Raw genomic sequence first — 24,630 nt, forward strand, 5'->3', positions numbered from 1 at the left:
ATTATTCGGTATAATGCGCCAAAATTTTCATGTCAATTTGACTAAAGGAGCCAATCATGGCTATTGAACGTACTTTATCTATCGTTAAACCAGATGCAGTTGCTAAAAACCACATCGGAGACATCTTTGCTCGTTTCGAAAAAGCTGGTCTTAAAATCGTTGCGACTAAAATGAAACATTTAACTCAAGCTGAAGCTGAAGGCTTCTATGCTGAGCACAAAGAACGTGGTTTCTTTGCTGACCTCGTTGCGTTCATGACTTCTGGTCCAGTTGTTGTATCAGTTCTTGAAGGTGAAAACGCAGTTCTTGCTCACCGTGACATCCTTGGCGCTACTAACCCTAAAGAAGCTGCTCCAGGTACAATCCGCGCTGACTTCGCTGTAAGCATCGACGAAAATGCTGCTCACGGTTCTGACTCTGTAGCATCTGCTGATCGTGAAGTTAACTACTTCTTCGCTCAAACTGAGATCGCTCCACGTACTCGTTAATTCGCAGTATTCAAACCAGATAAGTGCTATACTGCTTATCTGGTTTTTTTATTTCTGAAAGATTTTATTGCTTGAAAATTGAGCATGTTCTTTTATCCCACATTATGGTTTAGGTAATACTCATGAATTCTGAAGTTGTCGCTTCATCCGTCAATTTAGATGAACAACAGCCCACTACTGTTCAAGTACAGCAGGCTGATACTGTACAGAAAGTGAATTTACTTGGCCTGTCACGTCCGCAAATGGAAAAATTCTTTGAGGAAATGGGGGAGAAAAAGTTCCGTGCGGGTCAGGTGATGAAATGGATTCATCAGTTCTTCGTTACTGATTTTGCTGAAATGACTAATATTTCAGGGAAATTACGTGAAAAACTTGAAAAGATTTGTGAAATTAAAGCACCAGAAGTCGTGCTTAAAAACTATTCTAAAGATGGAACACGTAAGTGGGTATTTCGTGTAGGTGATGGTGCGGGTTCTTTGGTTGAAACAGTATTGATTCCTGCTGAGGATAAAACGGGTTCGCGTAAAACCTTATGTATTTCATCACAAGTCGGTTGTGCTTTGGACTGTTCGTTCTGTTCAACAGGAAAACAAGGTTTCCAACGCGATTTAACACAGGCTGAAATTATTGGTCAGTTGTGGATGGCGAACTATTCCTATATGGAAGATGTGCCAGTTGCTGAGCGTGAGCGTTCTGTGACCAACGTGGTAATGATGGGTATGGGCGAGCCATTACTGAACTATGATGCTGTGCTTAACTCAATGCGTATCATGCTTGATGATTTCGCCTATGGAATGTCTAAACGCCGTGTCACACTGTCAACTTCAGGGGTTGTGCCGAAGATAGATCAATTGGCTCAAGACATTGATGTTGCTCTTGCAATTTCATTGCATGCAACCAATGATGAGTTACGTAACGAATTAGTACCAATTAATAAAAAATATCCGTTAGACCAACTCATTGCAGCTTGTCAGCGTTACATCACTAAAGATGGTAATGAAAGTGCACGTAAGCATGTCACAATTGAGTATGTCATGTTAGACGGGGTCAACGATCATCCTGAACATGCACAGCAGATGATTAAGTTGTTGAAAAATTTACCAAGTAAAATTAACTTGATTCCATTTAATCCATTCCCACATGCACCATACGGGCGTTCGAGCCGAAATCGCATCATTTCTTTCCAAAAAACTTTGTCTGATGCTGGTTTTGTGTGTACGATTCGTCAGACACGTGGGGATGATATTGACGCAGCTTGTGGTCAATTGGTTGGTCAAGTGGCTGACCGTACTCGTCGTGCAGAACAATGGAAGAAAAAAGTGCTAGAACGTAATGAAATTATGCGTTCACAAGGCTAGTTGTATCATTTAGATGTGAATGATTAAAAAGAGGGAGGCATCATTTGAGCAAGCCGATGTATAAAAAAATAGTCATGACGATGACAGTCGCTTTATCTGGATTGCTTTTCTTTGGATGCCAAACTACCAGTGGCGATACGAGCAAAAAGGATCCTGAGAAATCAGTGAAAGTTCGTACCCAAATGGCGGCTGAATATATTCGGAATGGGAATTTAGATGCTGCCAAACGTGTGCTTGATCAGGCATTAGAGGTTAATTCGCGCGATTCAACTGCAAATATGATGATGGGGGTGTTGCTTCAGCAAGAAGGAAGTGACATCAACATGCAACGTGCAGATCATTATTTTTCTCGTGCGATATCAATTGATCCTAAAAATGCGCAAGCACGTAACAACTATGGTACGTATTTGTATCAAGTGAAACGATATAATGATGCTGTTAAACAGCTTTCAATTGCAGGCGCAACGCTTGGATATGACCAACGTCATCGTGCGTTAGAAAACCTTGGACGGATTTATCTCATTCTAGGGGATATACCGAATGCTGAAAAAACGTTCAAACAAGCACTGCAAGTCAATCGTGACTCGACTGTTTCAATGATAGAGTTAGCAGAGATATTTTATCTGCAAAAGAATAATATTGCCGCGCGTCAGCTATATGAGCAATTTGTACTCAAAGTTGGCCAGCAAAATCAAGGTGCGCGAGCACTCTGGATTGGTTTACGTATCGCACGTGCCAATGGTGATAGAACGGGAATGTATGTGCTGGTGAATCAGTTGCGTACTTTATTTCCAAATAGTCAAGAATTTCAACGTTATTTGCAATTACAGTTCAATACTGAGGCCGTATGGAAGTAAATCCTAATTCACAGCAACCTACTGGTTCAAACGTAGCACCTAATGCTTTAGGAAATATTCAACGCCCTGGCGAGTATTTGCGTCAAATCCGTATTTCTCAACAACGTGATCTGGTCAAAGTTGCTGGTGATTTGAAAATGCCAGTAAAAACGCTTGAAGCGTTAGAGCAAGACGAATACAAATCGTTGCCAGAAGCGACTTTCATTAAGGGATATTATCGTTCGTATGCGAAGTATCTCAAAGTTGATGCCTCTGCTTTGATTCAACGTTTTGATGAAATCTATCAAAATGATACAGGTTTACTGCCAAATCATGCTTTGAACAATTCTCCAATTAAAATTATGGGGAAACTTCCTGGCTCGAAAAGCGTCCGTAATCGCAAGTGGATTAAACGCATCGTGATTGCGTTAATTATTTTGGGCGTGGCTTGGTTATTAATCTCTGCAATCCAAAAATGGGCGGCTAAAGGCGATTCGTCAAATACTGATACGAATCAGTCCAATAATGTCCAAATTCTGACCTTAAACAATGGTGCAGGCACGACTGAAGCAGTATCAGGCGATACGATGAATCTCAGTTTTAGCCGCCCTACATCAGTACACATTGTGGACAGTACGGGTAAAGTTTTAGCAACTGGACGCCAATCAACTGCGATTAGTTTGAATGGACAGTCTCCATTCCAAATTCGATTAGATGATGCTCAAGCCGTTTCATTAAGTTTAAATAATGAAAATATTTCATTGTCACCATATACCGTAAACGGAAAAGCTGAATTCCGTTTATCACGTTAATGGGTTAAAGGTAAAACGATGATCGAGAATCCGATTCGACGCAAACCAACACGTAAAATTCGCGTAGGTTCTGTGTATGTGGGTGGCGATGCGCCAATCAGTATTCAAAGCATGACCAATACTGAAACTTGTGATGTAGCTGCAACAGTTGCACAAATTCAACGTTGTGTGGATGCTGGCGCAGATATTATGCGTGTGTCTGTACCGAGTATGGAAGCCGCTGCTGCTTTTGGAGAAATCCGTAAACAAGTGCAAGTTCCACTCGTTGCCGATATCCATTTTGACTATAAAATTGCTTTAGCTGTTGCAGATTTGGGTGCAGATTGTCTGCGTATTAACCCGGGGAATATCGGTTCAGAAGCAAAAATTCGCGAAGTGGTTGCTGCGGCTCGTCACAACGATATTTCAATGCGAATTGGTGTCAATGCAGGCTCTCTCGAAAAAGATATTCAAAAGAAATATGGTGAGCCAACAGGTCAAGCTTTGCTTGAGTCAGCAATGCGTCATATTGATATCTTAGATCGTTTGGATTTCCAAGAGTTTAAAGTGTCAGTGAAAGCATCGAATGTCTTTTTGACGATGGATGCTTATCGCTTGTTGTCACAACAAATTGACAACCCGTTACATTTAGGAGTGACTGAAGCTGGAATTTACCGTACTGGTTCGGTGAAGTCGGCAATTGCACTGGGCGGATTGTTAATGGAAGGCATTGGTGACACCATGCGAATTTCATTGGCAGCGGAACCTGAGGAAGAAGTCAAAATTGGTTTTGATATTCTTAAATCTTTGGGCTTACGTTCAAATGGTATTAACTTTATTGCTTGCCCAAGTTGTTCACGTCAAGAATTTAATGTCATCAAAGTGATGCAAATGCTTGAAGAGCGTTTGGAAGATGTACGTACTCCAATGGATGTTTCTGTCATCGGGTGTAAAGTCAACGGTCCTGGTGAAGCTAAAGAAGCTGATATTGGTGTAGTAGGTGCAAGTCCACGTTCACTGGTGTATCGTAATGGTGAAAAGAGTCATTTAATTGACACAAATCAATTGGTTGATGAAATCGAAAATATGGTTCGTCAACGTGTTAACGAGCTTGAAAAAGCTAAATCAAAAGAGATTATTCGCACAGGTTTTTCTGAGTAGATCATGAGTTCAATCGTCGCAATCAAAGGTTTTAATGACATTCTCCCAACGCAAACCCCAGCTTGGAGACGTCTTGAACAGCATCTATCTGGTTTGATGGATGCCTATGGCTATCAACAAATTCGTTTGCCGATGGTTGAACAGACAAACTTGTTCAAGCGTTCTATTGGTGATGCAACGGATATCGTTGAAAAAGAGATGTATACGTTCTTAGATAAAGGTAATCCTCCTGAGTCTTTGACCTTACGTCCAGAAGGTACTGCGGGTTGTGTGCGTGCTATGCTCGAACACAATTTGCTTCGTGGTGCGACACCGCGTGTTTGGTATATTGGACCGATGTTCCGTTATGAAAAACCGCAAAAAGGTCGTTACCGTCAATTCCATCAATTTGGTGTGGAAACGTTTGGTGTTGCAACTCCTGATCAAGATGCTGAACTGATTTTGATGACTGCGCGTCTGTGGAAACGGATGGGTGTTGCGGACAAAGTTCAATTAGAAATCAATACTTTAGGTGAGTCAGATGAGCGTGCAGCTTATCGTGCAGCCTTGGTTGAGTTTTTAGAATCACATAAGCCAGATCTAGATGAAGATTCGCAGCGTCGTTTAACAACGAATCCACTGCGTATTTTGGACTCTAAAGATGCAAAAACTCAAAGCATTTTAGAAAATGCGCCTAAACTTCATGACTTTATGGGTGAAGAGACGCTGGCACATTTCCAACAATTACAGCAATATCTAACTGATGCAGGTATTTCATTTGTCATTAACCAAAAGTTGGTTCGTGGCTTGGATTACTATAATAAAACCGTATTTGAATGGACGACGACACATCTCGGTTCACAGGGTACGGTTTGTGCTGGTGGTCGTTATGATGGTTTAGTGGGCCAGTTAAAAGGTAAACCAGATCAATCGGTTCCTGCGGTTGGTTTTGCAATGGGTATTGAGCGTTTATTGCTTCTTTTAGAACAAGTAGAAGACAATACACCAGTACGTGATTGTGAAGTATTTTTACTTGCAGATCCTGCGACGCAAGGCAAAGCTTTAGTTCTGGCTGAACAAATCCGAGATCAATTTGAAGCTGCAAGCAGTTCAGTGCGTCTGAAAGTTGGTTCTCAAGGCTCGATGAAAAGCCAAATGAAAAAAGCGGATCAGTCTGGTGCAATTTATGCCTTAATCTTTGGTGAGCGTGAAGCTGAAGCGCAACAACTTTCAGTCAAAGAGTTGGCTACAGCAGAGCAGACACAAGTAGCGGTCAATGACATTGTGCCGTTCATCATTGATAAACTATCTTCAAAATAAATTTAAGAACACAAGGAAAGGGCGATCATATGAGCGCAATGACTGACGAAGAACAACTGCATACAGCAAAGTCGTTTTTTAAGAAATATGGATCGGCGTTGATTACGCTGATTCTTCTTGCCCTGATCGCCTTCTTCGGATGGGAATATTGGAAAAAGAAAAACGCAGCAGAAGATCAAATACAGACTGCTAAAGTACAGCTCTTGGTTGATGAAGCGAAAGCTGCAACAACTGATCCTAAAGTAGCGACTGCTTTGGATGGAACTGCTGAAAAAATTGTAAAAGAAAATCCTGATTCGATTCATGCGGTTCAAACGCAATTTGTAATGGCAAAATTGGCTTATGACCAAGAGAATTATCCAAAAGCTGAACGTGAATTGAAAAAAATTGAAAATGCTCAAATCAAAGATGAAGGTTTACAACACATCATTAAGCTTCGTTTAGCAGATGCTCAACTGGCACAAAAAAAATATGATGAGGCTTTAAAAACATTGTCTGATTTGACTTTGCCCGCGTTCAAAACAACTGTAGATGAAGCGCGTGGCGATATTTATATTGCTAAGAATGATATTGAAAATGCGAAAAAAGCTTATCAGAGCGCATGGGATAACTTAATTGCAACTAAACAAGAACGCCAAATCTTACAAATTAAACTCGAAAGTGTTGGCATATTAGTAGAAGATCCTGAAATTGAGCGCCCAATTTTAGATATACAAACGGATGAGTCTTAATGGATAGAAAGTATAAAATTTCTTTTGTTCTAGCGACATTGTCGTGTGCACTAATGGCGTGTACAAGCAATACGGTGAAAGAAGAAAAGGTGAAACCTAATCCGTTGCCTAAAATTCAGCAATCGGTGAGCTTAGCACCTATTTTTTCACATAATGTTTCAGCGACGGATGCTGCTGATCCATTGCGTTTGAGAATGGCGAATGATCAAGGTGTTTTATACTTTTTAGATCCTAAGGGACAGGTTTCTGCATATCAAGATAAGCAGCGTGTCTGGGAAAAACAAGTTACAAAGCTTGGTTTAAGTTCAGGTGTTGAAGCGGCTAACGGATTAGTAATCGTCGGCAACAAGAAAGGTCAGCTGTTTGCTCTTGATCAAAAAACGGGTGATATCCGTTGGACTGCGCAATTAAGCGGTGCAATTTTGAGTGCGGCGCTTATTCAGACTGGTCGAGTGATCGTTGTTGCAAATGACGGTACGGTGTTTGGTCTGGATGAAAAAACAGGTCAACAAGTGTGGACTTATCGTATGCCAAACGAACAATTGAGCTTACGTGGTCAAGCTTCACCTGTGCGCTTAGACCCACGAACAGTTTTAGTGGCCTCGTCAAATGCATACGTATACGCAATTGATAGTCTCACTGGAACTTTGCGTATGCAAAGACGTGTGGCAGTCAGCGATGGTCGTTCTGATATACAGCGTTTAGTTGATGTGGATGCAGATCCAATTGTTGCAGGACAATTGGTTGTAACCACCAGCTATCAAGGTCAAGTCACTGTACTAGATCTAGTTTCACAACGTGTGATTTGGAGTGAAGATGCAAGCAGTATTAACCGTGCTGAAGTTGCAGGTCGCCAAGTCTTCGTCACGCAAACAGATGGTAAAATTGTATCGTTTGATCTGGTGACGGGTCAGCCATTATGGACTAATGATCAATTGCTTAACCGTCAATTAAGCAACCCCGTAATGTTGGGACAGTATTTAGTGGTAGGTGATTATGAGGGGGTACTCCACCTTGTAGATCCTAAAAATGGTCAACTTGTTGGTCGCGAAAAAACGCGTGGTGAAGTACGTTCGTTACGTGTAGTAAACAATCAGCTTTACTCAGTGACACGTACAGGCGCACTTACAATTTGGCAGAATCGTTAATTTTTTCTCTGCTTATGGTAAACTAGTCGCTGAATACATATTTTAAGTTCGGGGTGTTGAATTTTCAGACCCCGACATTTTTATTTTTAAGTAGATGATTCGTCTAACTTCTTCCACAGTTTCTGATGTTCAGGCCAATTGAGTTGGCTGATCTTGTTAAAGGTTAATCTATGAAACCCGTTATTGCGCTCATTGGTCGTCCGAACGTCGGAAAATCAACGCTGTTTAACCAGATTACCAAAAGTCGTGACGCGCTTGTTGCAGACTTTGCCGGTCTTACTCGTGACCGTAAATATGGTGATGCAGTTTATCAAAATAAATCATTTATCGTTGTAGATACTGGCGGTATCGGCGAAAACGAAGGTGGGATCGACTCTTACATGGCAGAGCAGTCTAAAACTGCGATTCATGAAGCAGATATGATCATCTTTGTTGTTGATGCGCGTGCAGGTCTTTTAGCATCTGATGAACAGATTGCGCGTGAGTTGCGTTCACTCGGTAAAAAAGTATTTTTAGTTGCCAACAAAGTCGATGGTGTCCATGCAGAGGCAGCATTGGTTGAGTTCTTTAAGTTGGGTATGGGTGAACCGATGCAAGTGGCTGCAAGCCATGGGCGTGGTGTTCAACAAATGCTCGAAGAAGTGCTTGAAGATGTGCCAGAAGATGACTTAAGTGAACAGCGCGATGAAGATACTGGGCTTCGTCTAGCGATTATTGGTCGTCCTAACGTAGGTAAGTCAACATTGGTCAATCGCTTGCTGGGCGAAGAACGTGTCGTTGCTTTTGACCAGCCTGGTACTACACGTGACTCAATTTACATCCCATTTGAGCGTGATGGTCGAAAATATACGCTCATTGACACTGCTGGTGTTCGTCGTAAAGGCAAAGTGGATGAAATGATTGAGAAATTCTCAATCGTAAAGACTTTACAAGCAATGAAAGATGCCAACGTTGTCGTTGTTGTTGTTGATGCGCGTGAAGGTATTGTTGAGCAAGACTTGCATTTGATTGGATATGCGATTGAAGCTGGTCGTGCGATGGTGATTGCGATCAATAAATGGGACAATATGTCAGAATATGATCGCAAACAATGTAAATTGGATGTTGAGCGTCGTTTTGACTTTATTCCATGGGCAAAAATCCATTTAATTTCTGCTTTGCATGGTACAGGTGTGGGTGAGCTTTATCCTTCAATTCATCGTGCATATGAATCTTCACGTTTGAAAGTATCTCCAGCGAAAATCACTGAGATCTTAAAAGATGCAACAGATGCGCATCATCCACCTAAAGTTCAAGGTCGCGCAATTAAAATGCGTTATGCGCATATTGGCGGTCAAAACCCACCTACGATTGTGATTCACGGTAATAAAGTTGATAAAACACCAGCTGACTATCGTCGTTACTTAGAAAACGTGTTCCGTAAAGTGTATAAACTTGAAGGTACACCTGTAAAAATTGAATTCAAAACTTCAGAAAACCCATTTGAAGGTCGTAAATCTCAAATTGATGAACGTACTGCGGCACGAAAACGTCGTTATGTACAGAAGTTTAAGAAAGCCGAGAAGAAGTTCAAACGCGGTTAATCAATTGTAAATTCAGTTCAGAAAGCCCAAATGTGAAGTTTGGGCTTTTTTTATGATGCGAATAAATTAAGATAAATGAAATCATTGAGAACCCTATTATGACCCGTCATATTCAAATTGATATTTCAAAAATTTCTTCTTTTTTACAAATTCCTAAAAATATCACACGTGCAGAAGAAATCAGTCTTAGAAAAAACATGATTTACCAATATCGCAACTGCTTACTAGGAAGTAAATTAAACAGAACAATAAAAAATGAGGATATTGACCTAACAAAAGATGGAAAACCTTTTTTGAAGGAATTTTCAGACTTTCAGTTTAATCATAGTCATAGTCAACATTATTATGCTTTAGCTACCTCACATCACATTCGAGATTTGGGTGTGGATATTGAGGAGCTGAATCGATCAATTCGATTCGAAGCCTTAGCCAAACATGCATTTCATCCAAATGAATATGCGATATGGGCATCATTGGATTTTGATACTCGCTATTGGTTTAAAGTCTGGACCATTAAGGAAGCAGTTTTGAAGGCACATGGGATGGGAATCCGCATGAGCTTAAATGAGTTGAATACCAATGCCCATACCACACACATGGGTGGGGTTTGTGAGCATCCAGTCTTAGGGGTATTTGCTTATCAGAATTTTGAAGTCATGGATTGTATGCTGACAGTCGCATGGCGAAGTGAATACTCTTGCCGTGGTTTTGCAATTCCTCAAATTCAAATCACTCAACATTAAAAAAGCCCATCATTTGATGGGCTTTTTTTTACTGAATGTTTATTGAGGAATTTCTTCTTCCTCTTCAAATTCAGGTTTTACTTGAACAATAAAGTCTTGGCGGTTCAGACCACGCCACAATGCAAATGCAGTACCGATATAAATCGAAGAATATGTTCCGACAAAAACACCGACAAACATTGCAATCGAGAACCATTTCAAACCATCGCCGCCCATGATCATCATAGCAACGACCACAAGCAATAGCGTCATCGAAGTGTGGATGGTACGACGTAAGGTTTCAGTCAATGCAATATTGATGATCTCAAGAGGTTCTGCCCCACGAATTTTACGGAAGTTCTCACGAATACGATCCGAGACAACAATATTATCGTTTAATGAGAAACCAATAATTGCTAGAAGAGCAGCTAAAACGGTTAGGTCAAAAGGCCATTGCATGAGGGCGAAAATCCCAAGTGTTACCACAATATCGTGGAACAAAGAGAGTACGGCACCCATCGCCAACTTGAATTCGAAGCGAATCGTCACATAAATCAGCATGATAATCAGTGCCAAAGCCACAGCACCTGCTGATTTAATGTAAAGTTCGTTTCCGACTTGACCACCAACAACATCTACCTTAGGTACAGTCACGGTATTATTGTCTAATTGAACTGCGGTGGTAATTGCTTTGGTTAGATCTTCCGCTTCAATATCTTCTTGTACGGGCATACGAACCATTAAATCTCGTTCAGAACCTAAGGTTTGAACAACAGCATCATTAAAACCCGCATCACTTAATGCTTGCGTCACTTCAGAGGGTTTTACAGGATTGGCATAATTCAGTTCAGCTGCAACACCGCCAGTAAAGTCTAATCCTAAATTCAGACCTTTAGTCGCGATAAAGAAGATACTTGCAATAGTCAGGATGATTGAAAGCCAAGCTGCTGGCTTTGCAATCTTCATGAAAGGAATTACGCGTTCGTTGTCTGGACGGCCGTACTGTTTTGATTCGAGTTGAGTATTTTCAGTCATGATAGATCTCCTAAATGCTCAACTTTTTCAAGTTACGTTTTTTACCGTAAATGATCTGTACAATTGCTCGCGTTACTGTAATCGCAGTAAACATCGAGCAAACAATACCAATCATGAGTGTCACGGCAAATCCTTTGATCGGACCAGTACCAATGGCAAAGAGAATAAATGCAACAAGGAATGTGGTTAAGTTCGAGTCAAAGATGGTGTTATAAGCTCGATCATAACCTGCAACAATCGCCTGTTTAGGCGATGCCCCCCATTTAAGTTCCTCGCGTATTCGCTCGCAAATCAGAACGTTTGCATCCACTGCCATACCGATGGTAATCACGATACCTGCAATACCTGGCAGCGTTAATGAAGCACCGATCCAAGACATAACCGTCAAGATCATGGCTAAGTTGAATACTAGAGCGAAGTTCGCAATGACACCGAATAAGCGGAAGAATACCACCATCCAAATTGCGACTAGGATAAATCCAATTTGAGTGGATAGTACGCCCTTATCGATGTTTTCTTGACCTAGGCTTGGACCGATAACACGCTCTTCAACAAAGTACATTGGTGCAGCGAGCGCACCTGCACGAAGCATTAAAGCTAGCTCAGCTGCTTCTTGAGGTGAATCTAAACCAGTAATACGGAACTGTGAACCCAGTACTGCTTGAATATTCGCTGCATTAATGACGACAGATTCAGTATATGGTGTGCGTACTTCAGTTTGTGCACCTGTTTCAGGATCTTCAACGTAACTGATACGTTGTTTATTCTCAATGAACAGTACCGCCATACGCTTACCAACAGCGCTACGAGTCGCATCTGACATTAACTTACCACCTGCATTATCAAGGGTAATGTTAACTTCTGCTGTACCACTATCTTGTCCAAAGCCTGAAGAAGCATTTTGTACACGCTCACCCGTCAGAATACGATTACGGTTAAGTAAAAGTTCACGACCACTGTCTAAAGACTCATAGGCGAATACTTCTGTCCCTGGAGGTAAGGGTTGACCATTATATTTCCCTGAATAAGGATCAATATATTGATCATTTAGATCAGATACCAAACGGAATTCTAAGTTTGCTGTACGACCTAAGATACGTTTTGCTTCAGCTGTGTCTTGGACACCTGGTAATTCAACCACGATACGGTTGCTACCTTGGGTTTGAACCAATGCTTCTGCAACACCAAGTTCATTAATACGATTACGAAGTGTTGTTAAGTTTTGATCTAACGCATACGACTGAATTTCTTGCTTTGTGGTATCTGTATAGGTTAAACGAAGACTGGCACCATTTTCAGTTGCAAGTGCTTGTTGAGTATATTTATTACCGTTACTACGAAGTTGATCCATCGCTGCTGCACGATCTTCATTGTTAGCAAATTGAACAGTGATCGCATTGTTATTCAATGAAAGACTATTGAATTTGATCTTGTTCTCACGGAATTCGCGTCGCAAATCAGCAGCCGATGTTTCCATGCGCTGCGCAATCGCTTTGTCCATATCCACCTCAAGGAGGAAGTGGACACCACCACGCAAATCAAGACCAAGTTTCATTGGTCGTGCACCGATTTTCTGTAACCATTCAGGTGTTGTTGGCGCGAGGTTTAATGCAACAACATAGTTTTCACCCAGACCTTCACGTAGGATATCTTTTGCTTTTAATTGGGCTTCAGAACTGTCTAAACGTAGAAGGGCAGCATTTTGAGTAAAGCTGTTATTGTGGGATTGGATATTGTTGCTTTTTAATAGTTGCTCTGCTTTTTGAATCACTGTGTCATCAATGACAGAACCAGCTTTTGCACCAGAAATTTGGACGGCTGGTTCATCAGGATACAAACTTGGCAGGGCATATAATGTACTCACGACTAGTACAACTAGAATGAGTAAATATTTCCATGCTGGGTAACGCATTCGCTTTCTTCTTAAAATGAAAAAAGTCGTGCAGCTGCACGACTATTTTATAATTAAAGGTTATTTAGAGTGCCTTCAGGTAATACTGAAATCACACTTGCACGCTGAATTTTAACTTCGTTGCCACGGTTTAATTCAACCACAGCGAAATCACCTTCGAGTTTAGTAATACGGCCCATTAAACCGCCTGCAAAAACGATTTCGCTGCCAACGCCTAAGCTCTCAACCAAAGTGCGATGTTCTTTCGCACGTTTTGCTTGAGGACGCCAAATTAAGAAGTAGAAAATTGCAATGAATACTGCAATCATCAATAAGTTAGCAACTAAGCTTGGTTGTTGTGCAGCTTCACCAGCTGCATGTGCAGTCGAAATAAAAAGGCTCATTTCATTTTCCTAAACTAAAAATATCAAAAAAGATGATAAAAAATCGGCTTGTTCAGCAATTTACATTGTCTTTTTGCTCAGCGCAAATACTGATGTATTAATCTTGCGGACAAGGAGGTACTTCAAGCCCACGGCGTGCATAAAAATCGTGAACAAAATCATCAAATGTTCCGTTATCTAATGCATCACGCATCATTTCTGCTAAACGCAAGTAATAACGAAGGTTATGGATTGTGCCAAGCATTGATGCAAGCATCTCACCACATTTTTCTAAATGGTATAGATACGAACGGGTAAAGTTGGTACAGGTGTAACAATCGCAATGCGGATCAAGTGGGCTTTGATCATGGCGGTATTTCGCATTTCGTATACGCACTAAACCGTCCGTAACAAAATAATGTCCATTACGTGCGTTACGAGTTGGCATTACACAGTCAAACATGTCTACACCACGACGAACAGCTTCAACGATGTCTTCTGGTTTGCCAACACCCATTAAATAACGTGGTTTATCCGCAGGCATTTGCTCTGGAAGATAATCAAGGACTTTGATCATCTCTTCTTTTGGCTCGCCTACAGAAAGACCGCCAATCGCATATCCATCAAAACCGATTTCTTTTAATCCATTTAGTGATTCTTGGCGGAGGTCTTCATACATGCCGCCTTGAATAATACCAAACAGGGCATTGCGGTTTTTTAACACATCATGATGTTGAGTTTTACAACGCTTTGCCCAACGTAATGAAAGTTGTAGCGATTTCTGAGCTTCTTCGTGAGTCGCTGGATAGGGTGTACATTCATCAAAAATCATCACGATATCTGAATTCAATGTATGTTGAATATCCATTGAAATTTCAGGAGAAAGGAAGACTTTAGAGCCATCAATTGGAGAGCGGAATGTTACGCCGTCTTCTTTGATACTACGCATTGCGCCTAAGCTAAATACTTGGAAGCCACCAGAGTCGGTCAAAATTGGTTTATTCCATTTCATAAAACCATGTAGACCACCGTGCTCACGAATGACATCTAGGCCAGGGCGTAGATATAAATGAAAGGTATTCCCTAAAATGACCTGTGATTTAATTTCTTCAATATCACGTGGGAGCATGCCTTTAACAGTGCCGTAAGTTCCGACAGGCATAAACATCGGTGTTTCAACGACACCATGTTCCAAGGTTAAGCGTCCGCGTCGAGCGCGACCAGACTGACCTAATTTTTCAAACTTCATAAATTGTCCAAATCGAGGCGAAAAAACAGTTCGCTGATTGATAGCGATAAAGCGCTCTATTTTCCTAGATTCGCGCAGTTTATGCTAGAAAAATTACATTATTCTTAACGACTTGGATTTTTGTTTATGAAAAATTACAAGAGATTCATGATCTTGCTAAACAATGAAGATATCTGCATATTTTTCGCCCAGGTATACAGTTTTTAGCGTATCCTAATATGAATAAATCGTAATGGATAAACAACGTGATTCTCTAAGATATTGCCACTTTTTAAGGTGGAATCCTTATTTGAAATTAGGGCGATAATCAAAATTTTGTTGCGCTTGATGATCTGTAAATGGGCGAATAGGTTTCTTTGCGAGGCTGATACTGTTGATTAAGTTATTTGGAAAAATTTGAATCAAGTTATTAAACTCTTCGACATTTCGATTGAATATTGAAATTGCAGCACTGACATTTTCATTTTGCTCTTGAATGTCATGCATCATTTGGTTGTAAAGCTGATCAGCTTTGAGATCTGGATAATTTTCAACAACCACATTTAAACTTTTCATTAACGACTGACTTAGCGCTTCAATATGCTGAAGCTGAGCTACATCAGTTGATTGTGTATTGAGATTTAGGATTTGTTGGCGTAAGGCTGTGATATTTTCTAATGTTGATTTTTCAAACTCAGTGTATTGAGATAAATTTTGCTCAAGATGCTCTAATGTTTTAATTTTCTGACGTTCAAAATTTGCGACATCTGACCAAGCACGCTGAGAAGCATTCAGATATCGAACGATATTATTTCGAACCCATATTCCCCAAACAATAATCAAAACAAAGATGGAAAGAAAAATGAATAAGCCCACACGCATTACCTAATATGATCGTTATTATGCAACTAAGTTTAGCATGCTCTGTTTGAGTTGTTGATAATTTGGCATGGTTAATGTTCTTAAGTAACCGCGCAAAGCGGATATATTTTTAATGTCTTTGATTTCAAGCTTGTGCGTGATTTCAAATAAATCGCGCTCTCCCAAATAGCACATGATTTGGTCATGAGGGTGGAAAATTAAGTCGCCCTGGTGAAGTCGATAAAATTCAATCAGTTTGAGTGTGGTCGATGGCGTCATGATCTTTGCGAGTTGTAAGCGATCTGTACCGTAAATCTGAACTTTTTTACGTAGCTCTAAATCGCTGCTCTCCCAGCGTTCTATATATGGTGCGGTGAAACCTCTCTTTCTACTGGTTGTCGCTAATCCTAGTGGTGATATATCAAATACAAATACGCCCCAACGATGACGTTCAATTTTTTTTAATTTTTGTGGTGTTTTGTTTTGCTCTGGCAGATTGATTTCATCAATATATCGGTAATGAAAAAGCATAACAGGGAAATCTTGGTTTTGAGGGTTTTTCCACGTGGTAGAGGCAAACTTTAAAATGTCATTGGCATGGTTACCTTGGTTAAACAAAGGAAATTTTTGCCTTAGCTGACTTATGATCAAGGTGTTATGTCTATTTGTTCCAAGGTGTGATGGCGTTGAATAAGCTTCTATACCGAATTTAAAACCAATCATTCGCTCTTCAAGAAATGAAATCACTTCATGAATAGGTTTATTTGGTTCATAAATAATATATGCAATCAGGATAAGTATCGCCGCTGCGCTATATGCCATCCATTTTAATGTGTCAAAAATAGGAAAGAGCGAAAAAACAATGAATATGATGGCAAGCGTAACAAAAAATTTAGGTATGCCATTGTGAAAAAAGAGTTGGGTATTCGAACCCCATGGATGTAATCCTTGCAGGATGTCATCAGAATGTTGAGCAGAACGTCCAAGAGCCCAAAGCCGATCAACACTGGCCATAATTTGCTTATTCTTTCGGGTGCGAAGGTGAAGCAGTTGCTGAACAGAATCAATCGGCATAGATCAGATCCTAATCTTTTGCTTGGTCAATCAACATTGCGTCACCATAACTAAAGAAACGATAGCGTTCTTTTACAGCATGTTGATACGCATTCAAAATATAATCACGATTGGACAGGGCTGAAACAAGCATTAATAATGTTGATTCTGGAAGGTGGAAGTTAGTAATCAAGCGATCTACCACTTTAAATTCATAACCAGGATAAATAAAAATCTGAGTATCACCAGTCCAGCCCTTCAGTTCGCCACCATTGGCTTGAGCTGCGCTTTCTGTTGCGCGTGTTGCAGTCGTTCCGACGGCAATCACTTTATTACCTCGATCTTTAGTGGCTTTAATCAACGCCATAGCTTCATCGCTGACTTGGCACCATTCACTGTGCATGATGTGATTTTCGATATCGGTTGTACGTACTGGTAAAAATGTACCTGCACCTACATGTAAAGTGACAAATGTCTTGTTTACACCTTTATCTTCGAGTTTTTTTAATAGTTGTTCATCGAAATGCAGAGATGCCGTTGGAGCTGCAACGCTGGCAATTTTTGTAGGATCATTAAATACGGTTTGATAACGTACAGTATCAATATCTTCTGCTTCTCGGTTGAAGTAAGGTGGAATAGGCAATGCACCATACTGATCCAATACATCTAAGATTGGTTTGGAAAATTCCACCACATAGAGATTTTCATGGCGCCCTTGAACCGTAACTTTAACCTCATCTGATCCGACAAAAAGCTCAGCACCTGGTTTTGGCGAGTTACTTGCTTTGATATGGCAATGAGCAATAAATTGATCAAGCATTCTTTCAACCAGAACCTCAATCGCACCACCTGAAGCACGCTTACCTTTCAAGCGAGCTTTCATTACCTTAGTATCATTGAGAACTAATAAATCACCTTCATTAAACAGGTCTAAAATATCGGTAAATTGGTGATCGTCATATTGGCCATCGGCTTTAAGATGAAGTAAGCGAGAAGCGCTTCGCTCTTCAAGAGGGTAACGGGCAATAAGTTCGTCTGGGAGTTCAAAGTTAAAATCAGAAAGTTGCATAAGAATATAAAAATGGAATCAGCAAAAATTTTGGCATTAGTATATGCTTTTTTTGCCCAGTTCGAGTTGAGTTTGGTGGTTAAAAAAGCATAATGCATACTATTGATTTAAAAATAGGCGCTTGAGTCAGGTTATGCATTGACAAAGAAAAGAAAAACGATATTATACCGAACACAACCTTTCCCGAGGTGGTGAAATTGGTAGACGCGGCGGACTCAAAATCCGCTGTCAGAGATGACGTGTCGGTTCGAGTCCGACCCTCGGGACCAAATACTTAAAGGCCTTCAAGCATATTCAGACTTGAGGGCCTTTTTATTTGTTTTAAATAAATAAAGGAATTTTAAAATTTCAAATGAAGATTTGATGAATAATATAAGATAAGGATTGAGTAAATTTTATTTTAATAATAAATAGTTATGGTTTATTCAATCGATCTTCACTAGACGCTTACGTTTTGTAAAGTATGACTCATGCTTTAGCTAGATATTCAGTCCCCAAAAATGCACTTTCTTAATATTTGAGAATGTATTAGTCTTGATGAAATAAGGTTTCATTTCTTTACTGTGAAATGAAAAAATAAAATGTAATCGATCATTATTCCCCTTTACTCCATGGCAGGATGTAGACATGAAAATAGAATTTATAGATGTCGATCAAGCTGATCAGCTCAGTGCCTGCAAAATGTCTCTTTTACTCGGTGTATCAACGCCAAAAAATCAACTTGAGAGTTTTTTAAGATTTGCGCGTGGCATTTTAAATGCGGAGTCAGCAATCTTAGCTTTTCATGATGAACCATATGTGTGGCATTCTTCTCCAAATGGATTTAAAGCTTTTAATGCCAATAAAAAAGCAAAATTATTACCATATTTCGCGGGACAAACTTCGATCAGTCGTGATCATCCTAATTATTCATCTTTTTCAGCACATATTCATCAACTCGGAGTTGATCACGAGCGAATTATAGCCATTGATTTAAAAGTGAATGATGATTTTTCAATTGGTCAAGTGATTTTATTCGATAATCAGCACCAACCTTTTGATGATCATAATTTAGAACTGGTTTATGATTTTTCAATGAGCTTGATTCGTATATTAGAGCTTCATTCGGATTATGCGGAACTCAAAGAATTATATGAACAACAATCGGCGCTTAATTTCAGTAAAACAAAATTCTTTCAAATCATTGCACACGATTTACGCGCACCATTTCATGGCTTATTAGGTTTTTCTGATGTATTGGCCAATGAGCGTGAAAGTTTGGATGAGGACAGTGTACAGAATATCGCTGAGTATTTACATGATACCGCTCAATCGACTTATAACTTATTGGAAAGCCTATTAAATTGGGCAATGGCTGAAGGCGGGAGATTTGTCTATCATCCTATTCAGTTTGAGCTTAAACAGGTGACAAAAATCGTTTTTGATGTTTTAAACACGTTGGCTGTGAAAAAAAATATTCAATTAATTGAAAGTGTGCCGCAAGAGTTAAAAGTCTTTGCCGACATTAATATGATCACATCAGTGATTCAAAACTTGGTATCCAATGCTTTGAAGTTTACTCATGTGGATGGAACTGGAAAAGTTTATATCGAAGCATCAAAATGCGATCAAGGTGTCGAAATTGCCATTCGCGATACAGGTTTAGGTATGACATCACAGCAAATTGAGAAGCTTTTTCAACCGGATTTGAAGGTATCTATTCGTGGTACATCTGGTGAAAAAGGTGCTGGTTTAGGTTTGGTGTTATGTAAAAGATTTGTTGATTTGAATCATGGTGAAATTTGTGTCAGTTCTCAACAAGGTCAAGGTACGACTTTTAAAGTCATATTACCTGAAGCAGACACTCATGCAGCGTTACCTGCCACCCCAAATACGAGTAATCAAACATCTTTGGAAAAAGTGAACTAAATAGTCCACAAATTGCGTAAGGACTGATATAAAAGAGTTTTAGATTTATTCAGGCTTTTTTTCAAATGAATGCTGATCAGTTGCAAAAAACTCTTAGAGCCAGTCAATACGCGGAACAAGTTTATAATTTACATCAAACATTATTAGAACAAGATTATTCATCTGATCAATTTAATAAATTTTTAAGTACTGAACAAATCTATCACATTGTACAAAAAGAACTTGCTGACATTCAGGATGAAAAAGAATGGATGCAAAAAATTCGAATTTTGCGAGCACGGTTAATGTTTCGGTGGATTTGGCAGGATGCGAACCGCCTCATTTCAGTTATTACATTGACTCGTGAGCTTTCAGACTTTGCCGATGCCAGTATTGATGCAGCCAAAAGCTTCGCTTATCGTCCATTGCAAGCCAAACATGGAGAGCCGATCGGCTATAACGGTAAGCTTCAAGACCTTATCGTGATTGCAATGGGTAAATTGGGGGCTCAGGAACTTAATTTATCCAGTGATATTGATCTTATATTTGCCTTCGATGAGCAAGGTGAAACCAATGGTCGTAAATGTATTGATGTTCAGCAATTTTGCATCCTTTGGGGGCAAAAAATTATTTATTTGTTGGAACATATCACCGCAGATGGATTTGTATTCCGAGTGGATATGCGATTGCGACCATGGGGTGATGGTTCAGCACTAGCAATCAGTCATGCGGCACTTGAAAAGTATCTCAGTCAACATGGGCGTGAGTGGGAGCGTTATGCATGGATAAAGGCGCGTATTGTTACAGGAGGAAAGGAAGGGGATGAGCTTCTGGAAATGACTCGACCTTTTGTATTCCGCCGTTATGTGGACTACACTGCTTTTGCAGCGATGCGTGAAATGAAAGCGATGATTGAGCGTGAAGTTCAACGTAGAAATATTGAAGATGATATTAAACTTGGTGCAGGTGGTATTCGTGAAGTCGAGTTTATCGTTCAAGTTTTCCAGTTGATTTATGGTGGTTCAAAACTTGAGCTACAAGACCGTCAATGTTTAGTGAGTCTACATCATTTGGGGGTTGTTGGATTACTTGAACCTGAAGTGGTAGATGAGCTTGAAAATGCTTATTTATTCTTGCGTCGTGTGGAACATGCTATTCAAGCCTTAAATGACCAACAAACGCAATCACTGCCTACTGAGGTTGACCAAAGAAATCGCATCGTAGAAACACTTGGATTTGAAAGTTGGGATGCGTTCTTAGATGTTCTCAATGAGAAGCGCGCTATAGTAACTTATCAGTTTGAGCATTTAATTAAAGAAAAAGAAGTAGATCCATTGGTTGAAAGCTTTAGCCAAATAGAGCAGCAATTGAATGAAGTTTTAGATGAGTCTGCTAAAAATTTGGTTCGTGAATTTTGGTATGGACATGCCATCAAAAAATTACCCGCTAAAGCAGTTAATCGTTTAAAAGAGTTTTGGCCTCATCTGATTCAAGCTGTTCTTGAATCGGATAATCCACAAGTCGCTTTGGTAAGGCTGATGCCACTGGTTGAATCTGTGATGCGGCGAACAGTCTATCTGGTGATGTTAATTGAAAGTAAAGGAGCATTACAGCGACTCGTTAAAATGGCGACTGTAAGCCCATGGATTTGTGAAGAGCTAACCCATTATCCAGTTTTACTCGATGAGTTTTTATCAATGGATTTTGAGCTACCTAAACGCCAAGATTTGGAGGATTCACTCAGACAGCAGCTGCTGCGTATTGAAATTGATCAAGTGGAAGATCAAATGCGTGTATTGCGCTTATTTAAAAAATCGAATGTTTTGACTGTAGCAGCAAGTGATGTATTGGCTGAAAGTCCACTGATGCGTGTGTCTGATGCGCTCACCGATATTGCTGAGGTTTCAGTTCAAGCAACTTTGAATTTGGCATATCAAATTACAGCAAAAAAACATGGTTACCCAGTAGATGCAGATGGTCAACGTTGTTCAAAAAATCATATGGCATTCACTGTCATTGGGTATGGGAAATTAGGCGGTATCGAACTTGGGTATGGTTCAGATCTTGATTTAGTCTTTATCCACTATATGGATGAACAGGCAGATACAGATGGCTTGAAACCAATTAGTGGTTTTGAATTTGCGATGCGTGTTGGGCAAAAGCTCATGTCGCTGATGACAACCCAAACTTTAGATGGTCGTGTGTATGAGATTGATACACGATTGCGTCCTTCAGGAGAAGCTGGGCTTCTCGTTACAAGCCTTAAGGCTTTTGAGCAATACCAACTTAAAAATGCATGGCTTTGGGAGCATCAAGCGATTGTTCGTGCGCGTAGTATAGCGGGTGAGCAAAGCTTAAGAGAAAAGTTTGAGGAATTACGCTGTCGTATTTTAACTTTGCCTCGAAATGAAGAAACGGTAAGAACAGAAGTGCTAAAAATGCGTCAAAAAATGAAAGACCATTTAGGCTCATCAAATGAGCAAAAAAAAGATGGAATTTTTCATTTAAAACAGGATGCAGGTGGTATCGTTGATATCGAATTTATGGCACAGTATGCAGTATTAGCATGGAGTGGGACGAATCCTGATCTCGCCCATTACTCCGACAATGTACGAATCCTTGAGGATGCCGCAAAAACTGGCTGCTTATCCAGCGCCGATGCGACAGCATTGATTCAAGCTTATCTCCGTGAACGTGCCGAGAGTCATCGTTTAGCCCTTGCAAATCAATCCATGCAAGTGAGTGCTGCGAATTGGCTCGATACCCGTAAGGTCGTTTGCAAGCTATGGCAAAGATTAATAGATCCAACTGCATCAGTAGTTGGATAAAAATGACTGTGTATAAAAATTTGGAGTTTAGGTCATGAATTTGGCTGATCGTGATGGTTTTATTTGGCAAGATGGACAATTAGTTGATTGGCGTGAAGCAAAAACTCACGTCTTAACACACACTTTACACTACAGTATGGGTGTGTTTGAGGGTGTCCGTGCCTACGAAACTCCGAATGGAACGGCAATTTTCCGTTTAAAAGAACACACTAAACGTCTTTTAAACTCTGCCAAAATTTATCAAATGAAAGTTCCGTTTGATCAGGCGGCATTAGAACAAGCTCAAATTGATGTGGTGCGTGAAAATAAATTAGCTTCTTGCTATTTACGTCCAATTATCTTTATTGGTTCGGAAAAGCTAGGTATTGCAGCGACGGATAATACAATTCATGCAGTGGTTGCTGCGTGGAGCTGGGGCGCTTACCTTGGTGAAGAGGCAATGGCGAAGGGTATTCGTGTAAAAACTTCTTCTTTTACACACCATCACCCTAACGTGACGATGTGTAAGGCGAAAGCATCAGGAAACTATACGCTGTCTATTTTGGCACACCAAGAAGTTGCGCACTCAGGTTATGACGAAGCAATGTTACTTGATCCACAAGGTTATGTGTGTCAAGGTTCAGGTGAAAACGTATTCTTAGTGCGTGATGGCGTGATTCATACCCCTGATATCGCTGGTGGTGCTCTTGATGGTATTACTCGTCAAACGATTATTACGATTGCGAAAGACCTTGGATATGACGTTGTAGAGCGCCGTATCACACGTGATGAATTCTATATCGCTGATGAGGCATTTTTTACAGGTACAGCGGCAGAAGTAACGCCAATCCGTGAATATGATGATCGTCAAATCGGTGAAGGTGTTCGTGGTCCAATCACAACACAAATCCAAAAAGCATACTTCGATGCCGTACAAGGTAAAGACCCTAAATATGCTCACTGGTTAACATATGTGAAGTAATTAATGCTTTGAAAAAAGGACTCAATTGAGTCCTTTTTTAATCATCTTTACCAAAAATATCTCTGGTATACACTTTATCTGCAACATCATTTAGTTTATCGCAATGACGATTACTAATAATTAAATCTGCTCTTTTTTTAAATTCTTCCAGTGTTTTGATGATTTTTGAGTTTTGAAATTTTTTCTCTGAAAGTGTGGGTTCGTAAATAATGATCTTGATTCCTTGTGCTTTGAGACGACGCATAACACCTTGTATTGCTGACGATCGAAAATTGTCTGAACCACTTTTCATGACCAAACGATATATCCCAACAACGCTAGGGCATCTCTCCAAAATAGACTGTGCAATAAAATCTTTGCGAGTAATATTCGCATCTACAATGGCTTGAATTAAATTGCTTGGAACTTGGTCGTAGTTGGCGAGTAATTGTTTAGTATCTTTAGGAAGACAATATCCGCCGTAACCGAATGATGGATTGTTATAAAATTTACCAATTCGAGGATCTAAACAAACACCCTCGATCATTTGGCGAGTGTCCAATCGGTATATTTGAGCGTAAGTATCTAGTTCATTGAAGAATGCAACGCGCATAGCTAAATAGGTGTTTGCAAAAAGTTTGATTGCTTCTGCCTCGGTGGAGTCAGTGAACAAGACTGGACAATCTTTTTTATAAGCACCCTCTATGAGCATGTTTGCAAATTGATGTGCTCGTTCAGAATTTTCACCCATTATAATTCTTGAAGGATATAAGTTATCCAGCAATGCTTTTCCTTCTCTGAGAAACTCAGGTGAAAATATAATATTCTGTGTTTCAAATTTACTTTTTAGTTGTTGGGTGTAACCTACAGGAACTGTCGATTTGATAATGATCGTCGCTAATGGATTGATACTTAAAATCTCAGTGATCACAGATTCAACACTTGAAGTGTCAAAATAATTGGTTGTAGGGTCATAATCAGTTGGTGTCGCAATAAGAATATAGTCTGCCTGAAAATATGCATCCACAGCATTAGTTGTTGCTTTAAAGTTTAATGGTTTATTACTTAGAAAATCAGAGATTTCTGTGTCTTGTATAGGTGAGATTTTCTTGTTCAATACATTTACTTTATTTTGATCAATGTCTAAGGCGGTGACTTCATGATGTTGCGCTAAAATCATCGCATTTGAGAGACCGACGTACCCAGTGCCGACAATAGTAATTTTCATTATTTTAGTTCAAGCCAGATTAAATTTAATTTGACAAAATAGGGTTTCTAAGACGTGACAATTTAATGAAGATTTGATTTCAATTTGGACGAGTTTGAATTCTTATCGTT

Annotated in this window: 21 protein-coding genes and 1 tRNA gene; 14 read left to right on the plus strand and 8 right to left on the minus strand. The window is 39.9% G+C overall.

Going from position 1 to position 24,630, the window contains the following annotated elements; genetic code table 11:
- Positions 1-56 precede the first annotated feature (56 nt).
- From ndk to AC1M9P_RS07140, 10 genes are all read left to right on the plus strand, one after another.
- On the plus strand, positions 57-488 hold the full coding sequence (ndk, locus tag AC1M9P_RS07095; RefSeq protein ID WP_035265623.1) for a nucleoside-diphosphate kinase: 432 nt from the start codon (positions 57-59) through the stop codon (positions 486-488).
- 122 nt (positions 489-610) lie between these two features.
- Positions 611-1,846: a dual-specificity RNA methyltransferase RlmN gene (gene rlmN / locus AC1M9P_RS07100; protein ID WP_481587150.1), complete on the plus strand. Its 1,236-nt coding sequence runs from the start codon at positions 611-613 to the stop codon at positions 1,844-1,846.
- A 56-nt stretch (positions 1,847-1,902) separates the two neighbouring features.
- A complete protein-coding gene (gene pilW, locus AC1M9P_RS07105) occupies positions 1,903-2,703 on the plus strand; it encodes a type IV pilus biogenesis/stability protein PilW (RefSeq protein WP_179998933.1) in 801 nt (266 codons plus the stop codon).
- On the plus strand, positions 2,694-3,494 hold the full coding sequence (locus AC1M9P_RS07110) for a helix-turn-helix domain-containing protein (RefSeq protein WP_481587151.1): 801 nt from the start codon (positions 2,694-2,696) through the stop codon (positions 3,492-3,494). The genes pilW and AC1M9P_RS07110 overlap by 10 nt, the downstream gene beginning before the upstream one ends.
- 18 nt (positions 3,495-3,512) lie before the next feature.
- A complete protein-coding gene (ispG, locus tag AC1M9P_RS07115; protein ID WP_481587152.1) occupies positions 3,513-4,634 on the plus strand; it encodes a flavodoxin-dependent (E)-4-hydroxy-3-methylbut-2-enyl-diphosphate synthase in 1,122 nt (373 codons plus the stop codon).
- 3 nt (positions 4,635-4,637) lie between these two features.
- Positions 4,638-5,933: a histidine--tRNA ligase gene (hisS, locus tag AC1M9P_RS07120; protein WP_481587153.1), complete on the plus strand. Its 1,296-nt coding sequence runs from the start codon at positions 4,638-4,640 to the stop codon at positions 5,931-5,933.
- A 29-nt stretch (positions 5,934-5,962) separates the two neighbouring features.
- Positions 5,963-6,664 carry a YfgM family protein gene (locus AC1M9P_RS07125; RefSeq protein ID WP_481587154.1) on the plus strand — a complete coding sequence of 234 codons (702 nt, stop codon included), beginning with the start codon at positions 5,963-5,965 and terminating at the stop codon, positions 6,662-6,664.
- Positions 6,664-7,812, plus strand: a complete 1,149-nt coding sequence (gene bamB, locus AC1M9P_RS07130) for an outer membrane protein assembly factor BamB (RefSeq protein ID WP_481587155.1) — start codon at positions 6,664-6,666, stop codon at positions 7,810-7,812. The genes AC1M9P_RS07125 and bamB overlap by 1 nt, the downstream gene beginning before the upstream one ends.
- 170 nt (positions 7,813-7,982) lie before the next feature.
- Positions 7,983-9,395 carry a ribosome biogenesis GTPase Der gene (gene der, locus AC1M9P_RS07135; protein ID WP_481587156.1) on the plus strand — a complete coding sequence of 471 codons (1,413 nt, stop codon included), beginning with the start codon at positions 7,983-7,985 and terminating at the stop codon, positions 9,393-9,395.
- 98 nt (positions 9,396-9,493) lie between these two features.
- Positions 9,494-10,138 carry a 4'-phosphopantetheinyl transferase family protein gene (locus AC1M9P_RS07140; RefSeq protein ID WP_481587157.1) on the plus strand — a complete coding sequence of 215 codons (645 nt, stop codon included), beginning with the start codon at positions 9,494-9,496 and terminating at the stop codon, positions 10,136-10,138.
- Positions 10,139-10,177: 39 nt separating this feature from the next.
- Here the strand turns inward: AC1M9P_RS07140 and secF are convergent, their stop codons facing one another.
- From secF to queA, 7 genes are all read right to left on the minus strand, one after another.
- The gene (gene secF / locus AC1M9P_RS07145) at positions 10,178-11,155 is read right to left on the minus strand and encodes a protein translocase subunit SecF (RefSeq protein WP_481587236.1); all 978 of its coding nucleotides are present in this window, start codon (positions 11,153-11,155) and stop codon (positions 10,178-10,180) included.
- Between the two features lie 7 nt (positions 11,156-11,162).
- Complete coding sequence (gene secD, locus AC1M9P_RS07150; RefSeq protein ID WP_481587158.1) at positions 11,163-13,064, minus strand: protein translocase subunit SecD; 1,902 nt, start codon at positions 13,062-13,064, stop codon at positions 11,163-11,165.
- A gap of 53 nt (positions 13,065-13,117) precedes the next feature.
- Positions 13,118-13,447, minus strand: a complete 330-nt coding sequence (gene yajC, locus AC1M9P_RS07155; RefSeq protein ID WP_035265599.1) for a preprotein translocase subunit YajC — start codon at positions 13,445-13,447, stop codon at positions 13,118-13,120.
- A 97-nt stretch (positions 13,448-13,544) separates the two neighbouring features.
- Positions 13,545-14,675: a tRNA guanosine(34) transglycosylase Tgt gene (tgt, locus tag AC1M9P_RS07160; protein ID WP_035265598.1), complete on the minus strand. Its 1,131-nt coding sequence runs from the start codon at positions 14,673-14,675 to the stop codon at positions 13,545-13,547.
- A gap of 285 nt (positions 14,676-14,960) precedes the next feature.
- Positions 14,961-15,530, minus strand: coding sequence for a LemA family protein (locus tag AC1M9P_RS07165; RefSeq protein ID WP_481587159.1), 570 nt, complete (start codon positions 15,528-15,530; stop codon positions 14,961-14,963).
- A gap of 24 nt (positions 15,531-15,554) precedes the next feature.
- A complete protein-coding gene (locus AC1M9P_RS07170) occupies positions 15,555-16,589 on the minus strand; it encodes a hypothetical protein (RefSeq protein WP_481587160.1) in 1,035 nt (344 codons plus the stop codon).
- A gap of 10 nt (positions 16,590-16,599) precedes the next feature.
- Positions 16,600-17,637, minus strand: a complete 1,038-nt coding sequence (gene queA / locus AC1M9P_RS07175; RefSeq protein WP_481587161.1) for a tRNA preQ1(34) S-adenosylmethionine ribosyltransferase-isomerase QueA — start codon at positions 17,635-17,637, stop codon at positions 16,600-16,602.
- Positions 17,638-17,819: 182 nt separating this feature from the next.
- Between queA and AC1M9P_RS07180 the strand changes: the two genes are divergently transcribed.
- The 4 genes from AC1M9P_RS07180 to AC1M9P_RS07195 all read left to right on the plus strand — a co-directional run bounded on the left by AC1M9P_RS07180 (position 17,820) and on the right by AC1M9P_RS07195 (position 23,313).
- A tRNA-Leu gene (locus AC1M9P_RS07180) sits at positions 17,820-17,906 on the plus strand.
- A gap of 358 nt (positions 17,907-18,264) precedes the next feature.
- Positions 18,265-19,545, plus strand: coding sequence for a sensor histidine kinase (locus tag AC1M9P_RS07185; RefSeq protein WP_481587162.1), 1,281 nt, complete (start codon positions 18,265-18,267; stop codon positions 19,543-19,545).
- Between the two features lie 65 nt (positions 19,546-19,610).
- Positions 19,611-22,352 carry a bifunctional [glutamate--ammonia ligase]-adenylyl-L-tyrosine phosphorylase/[glutamate--ammonia-ligase] adenylyltransferase gene (gene glnE / locus AC1M9P_RS07190; protein ID WP_481587163.1) on the plus strand — a complete coding sequence of 914 codons (2,742 nt, stop codon included), beginning with the start codon at positions 19,611-19,613 and terminating at the stop codon, positions 22,350-22,352.
- A gap of 34 nt (positions 22,353-22,386) precedes the next feature.
- Positions 22,387-23,313 carry a branched-chain amino acid transaminase gene (locus AC1M9P_RS07195; RefSeq protein WP_035265589.1) on the plus strand — a complete coding sequence of 309 codons (927 nt, stop codon included), beginning with the start codon at positions 22,387-22,389 and terminating at the stop codon, positions 23,311-23,313.
- 37 nt (positions 23,314-23,350) lie between these two features.
- Here AC1M9P_RS07195 and AC1M9P_RS07200 read toward each other — a convergent pair whose 3' ends face one another.
- Positions 23,351-24,520 (minus strand): nucleotide sugar dehydrogenase, encoded by a 1,170-nt coding sequence (locus AC1M9P_RS07200; RefSeq protein WP_481587164.1) that lies wholly within the window; start codon positions 24,518-24,520, stop codon positions 23,351-23,353.
- Positions 24,521-24,630 lie beyond the last annotated feature (110 nt).

The sequence above is a fragment of the Acinetobacter sp. 25-47-122 genome, assembly GCF_056779695.1.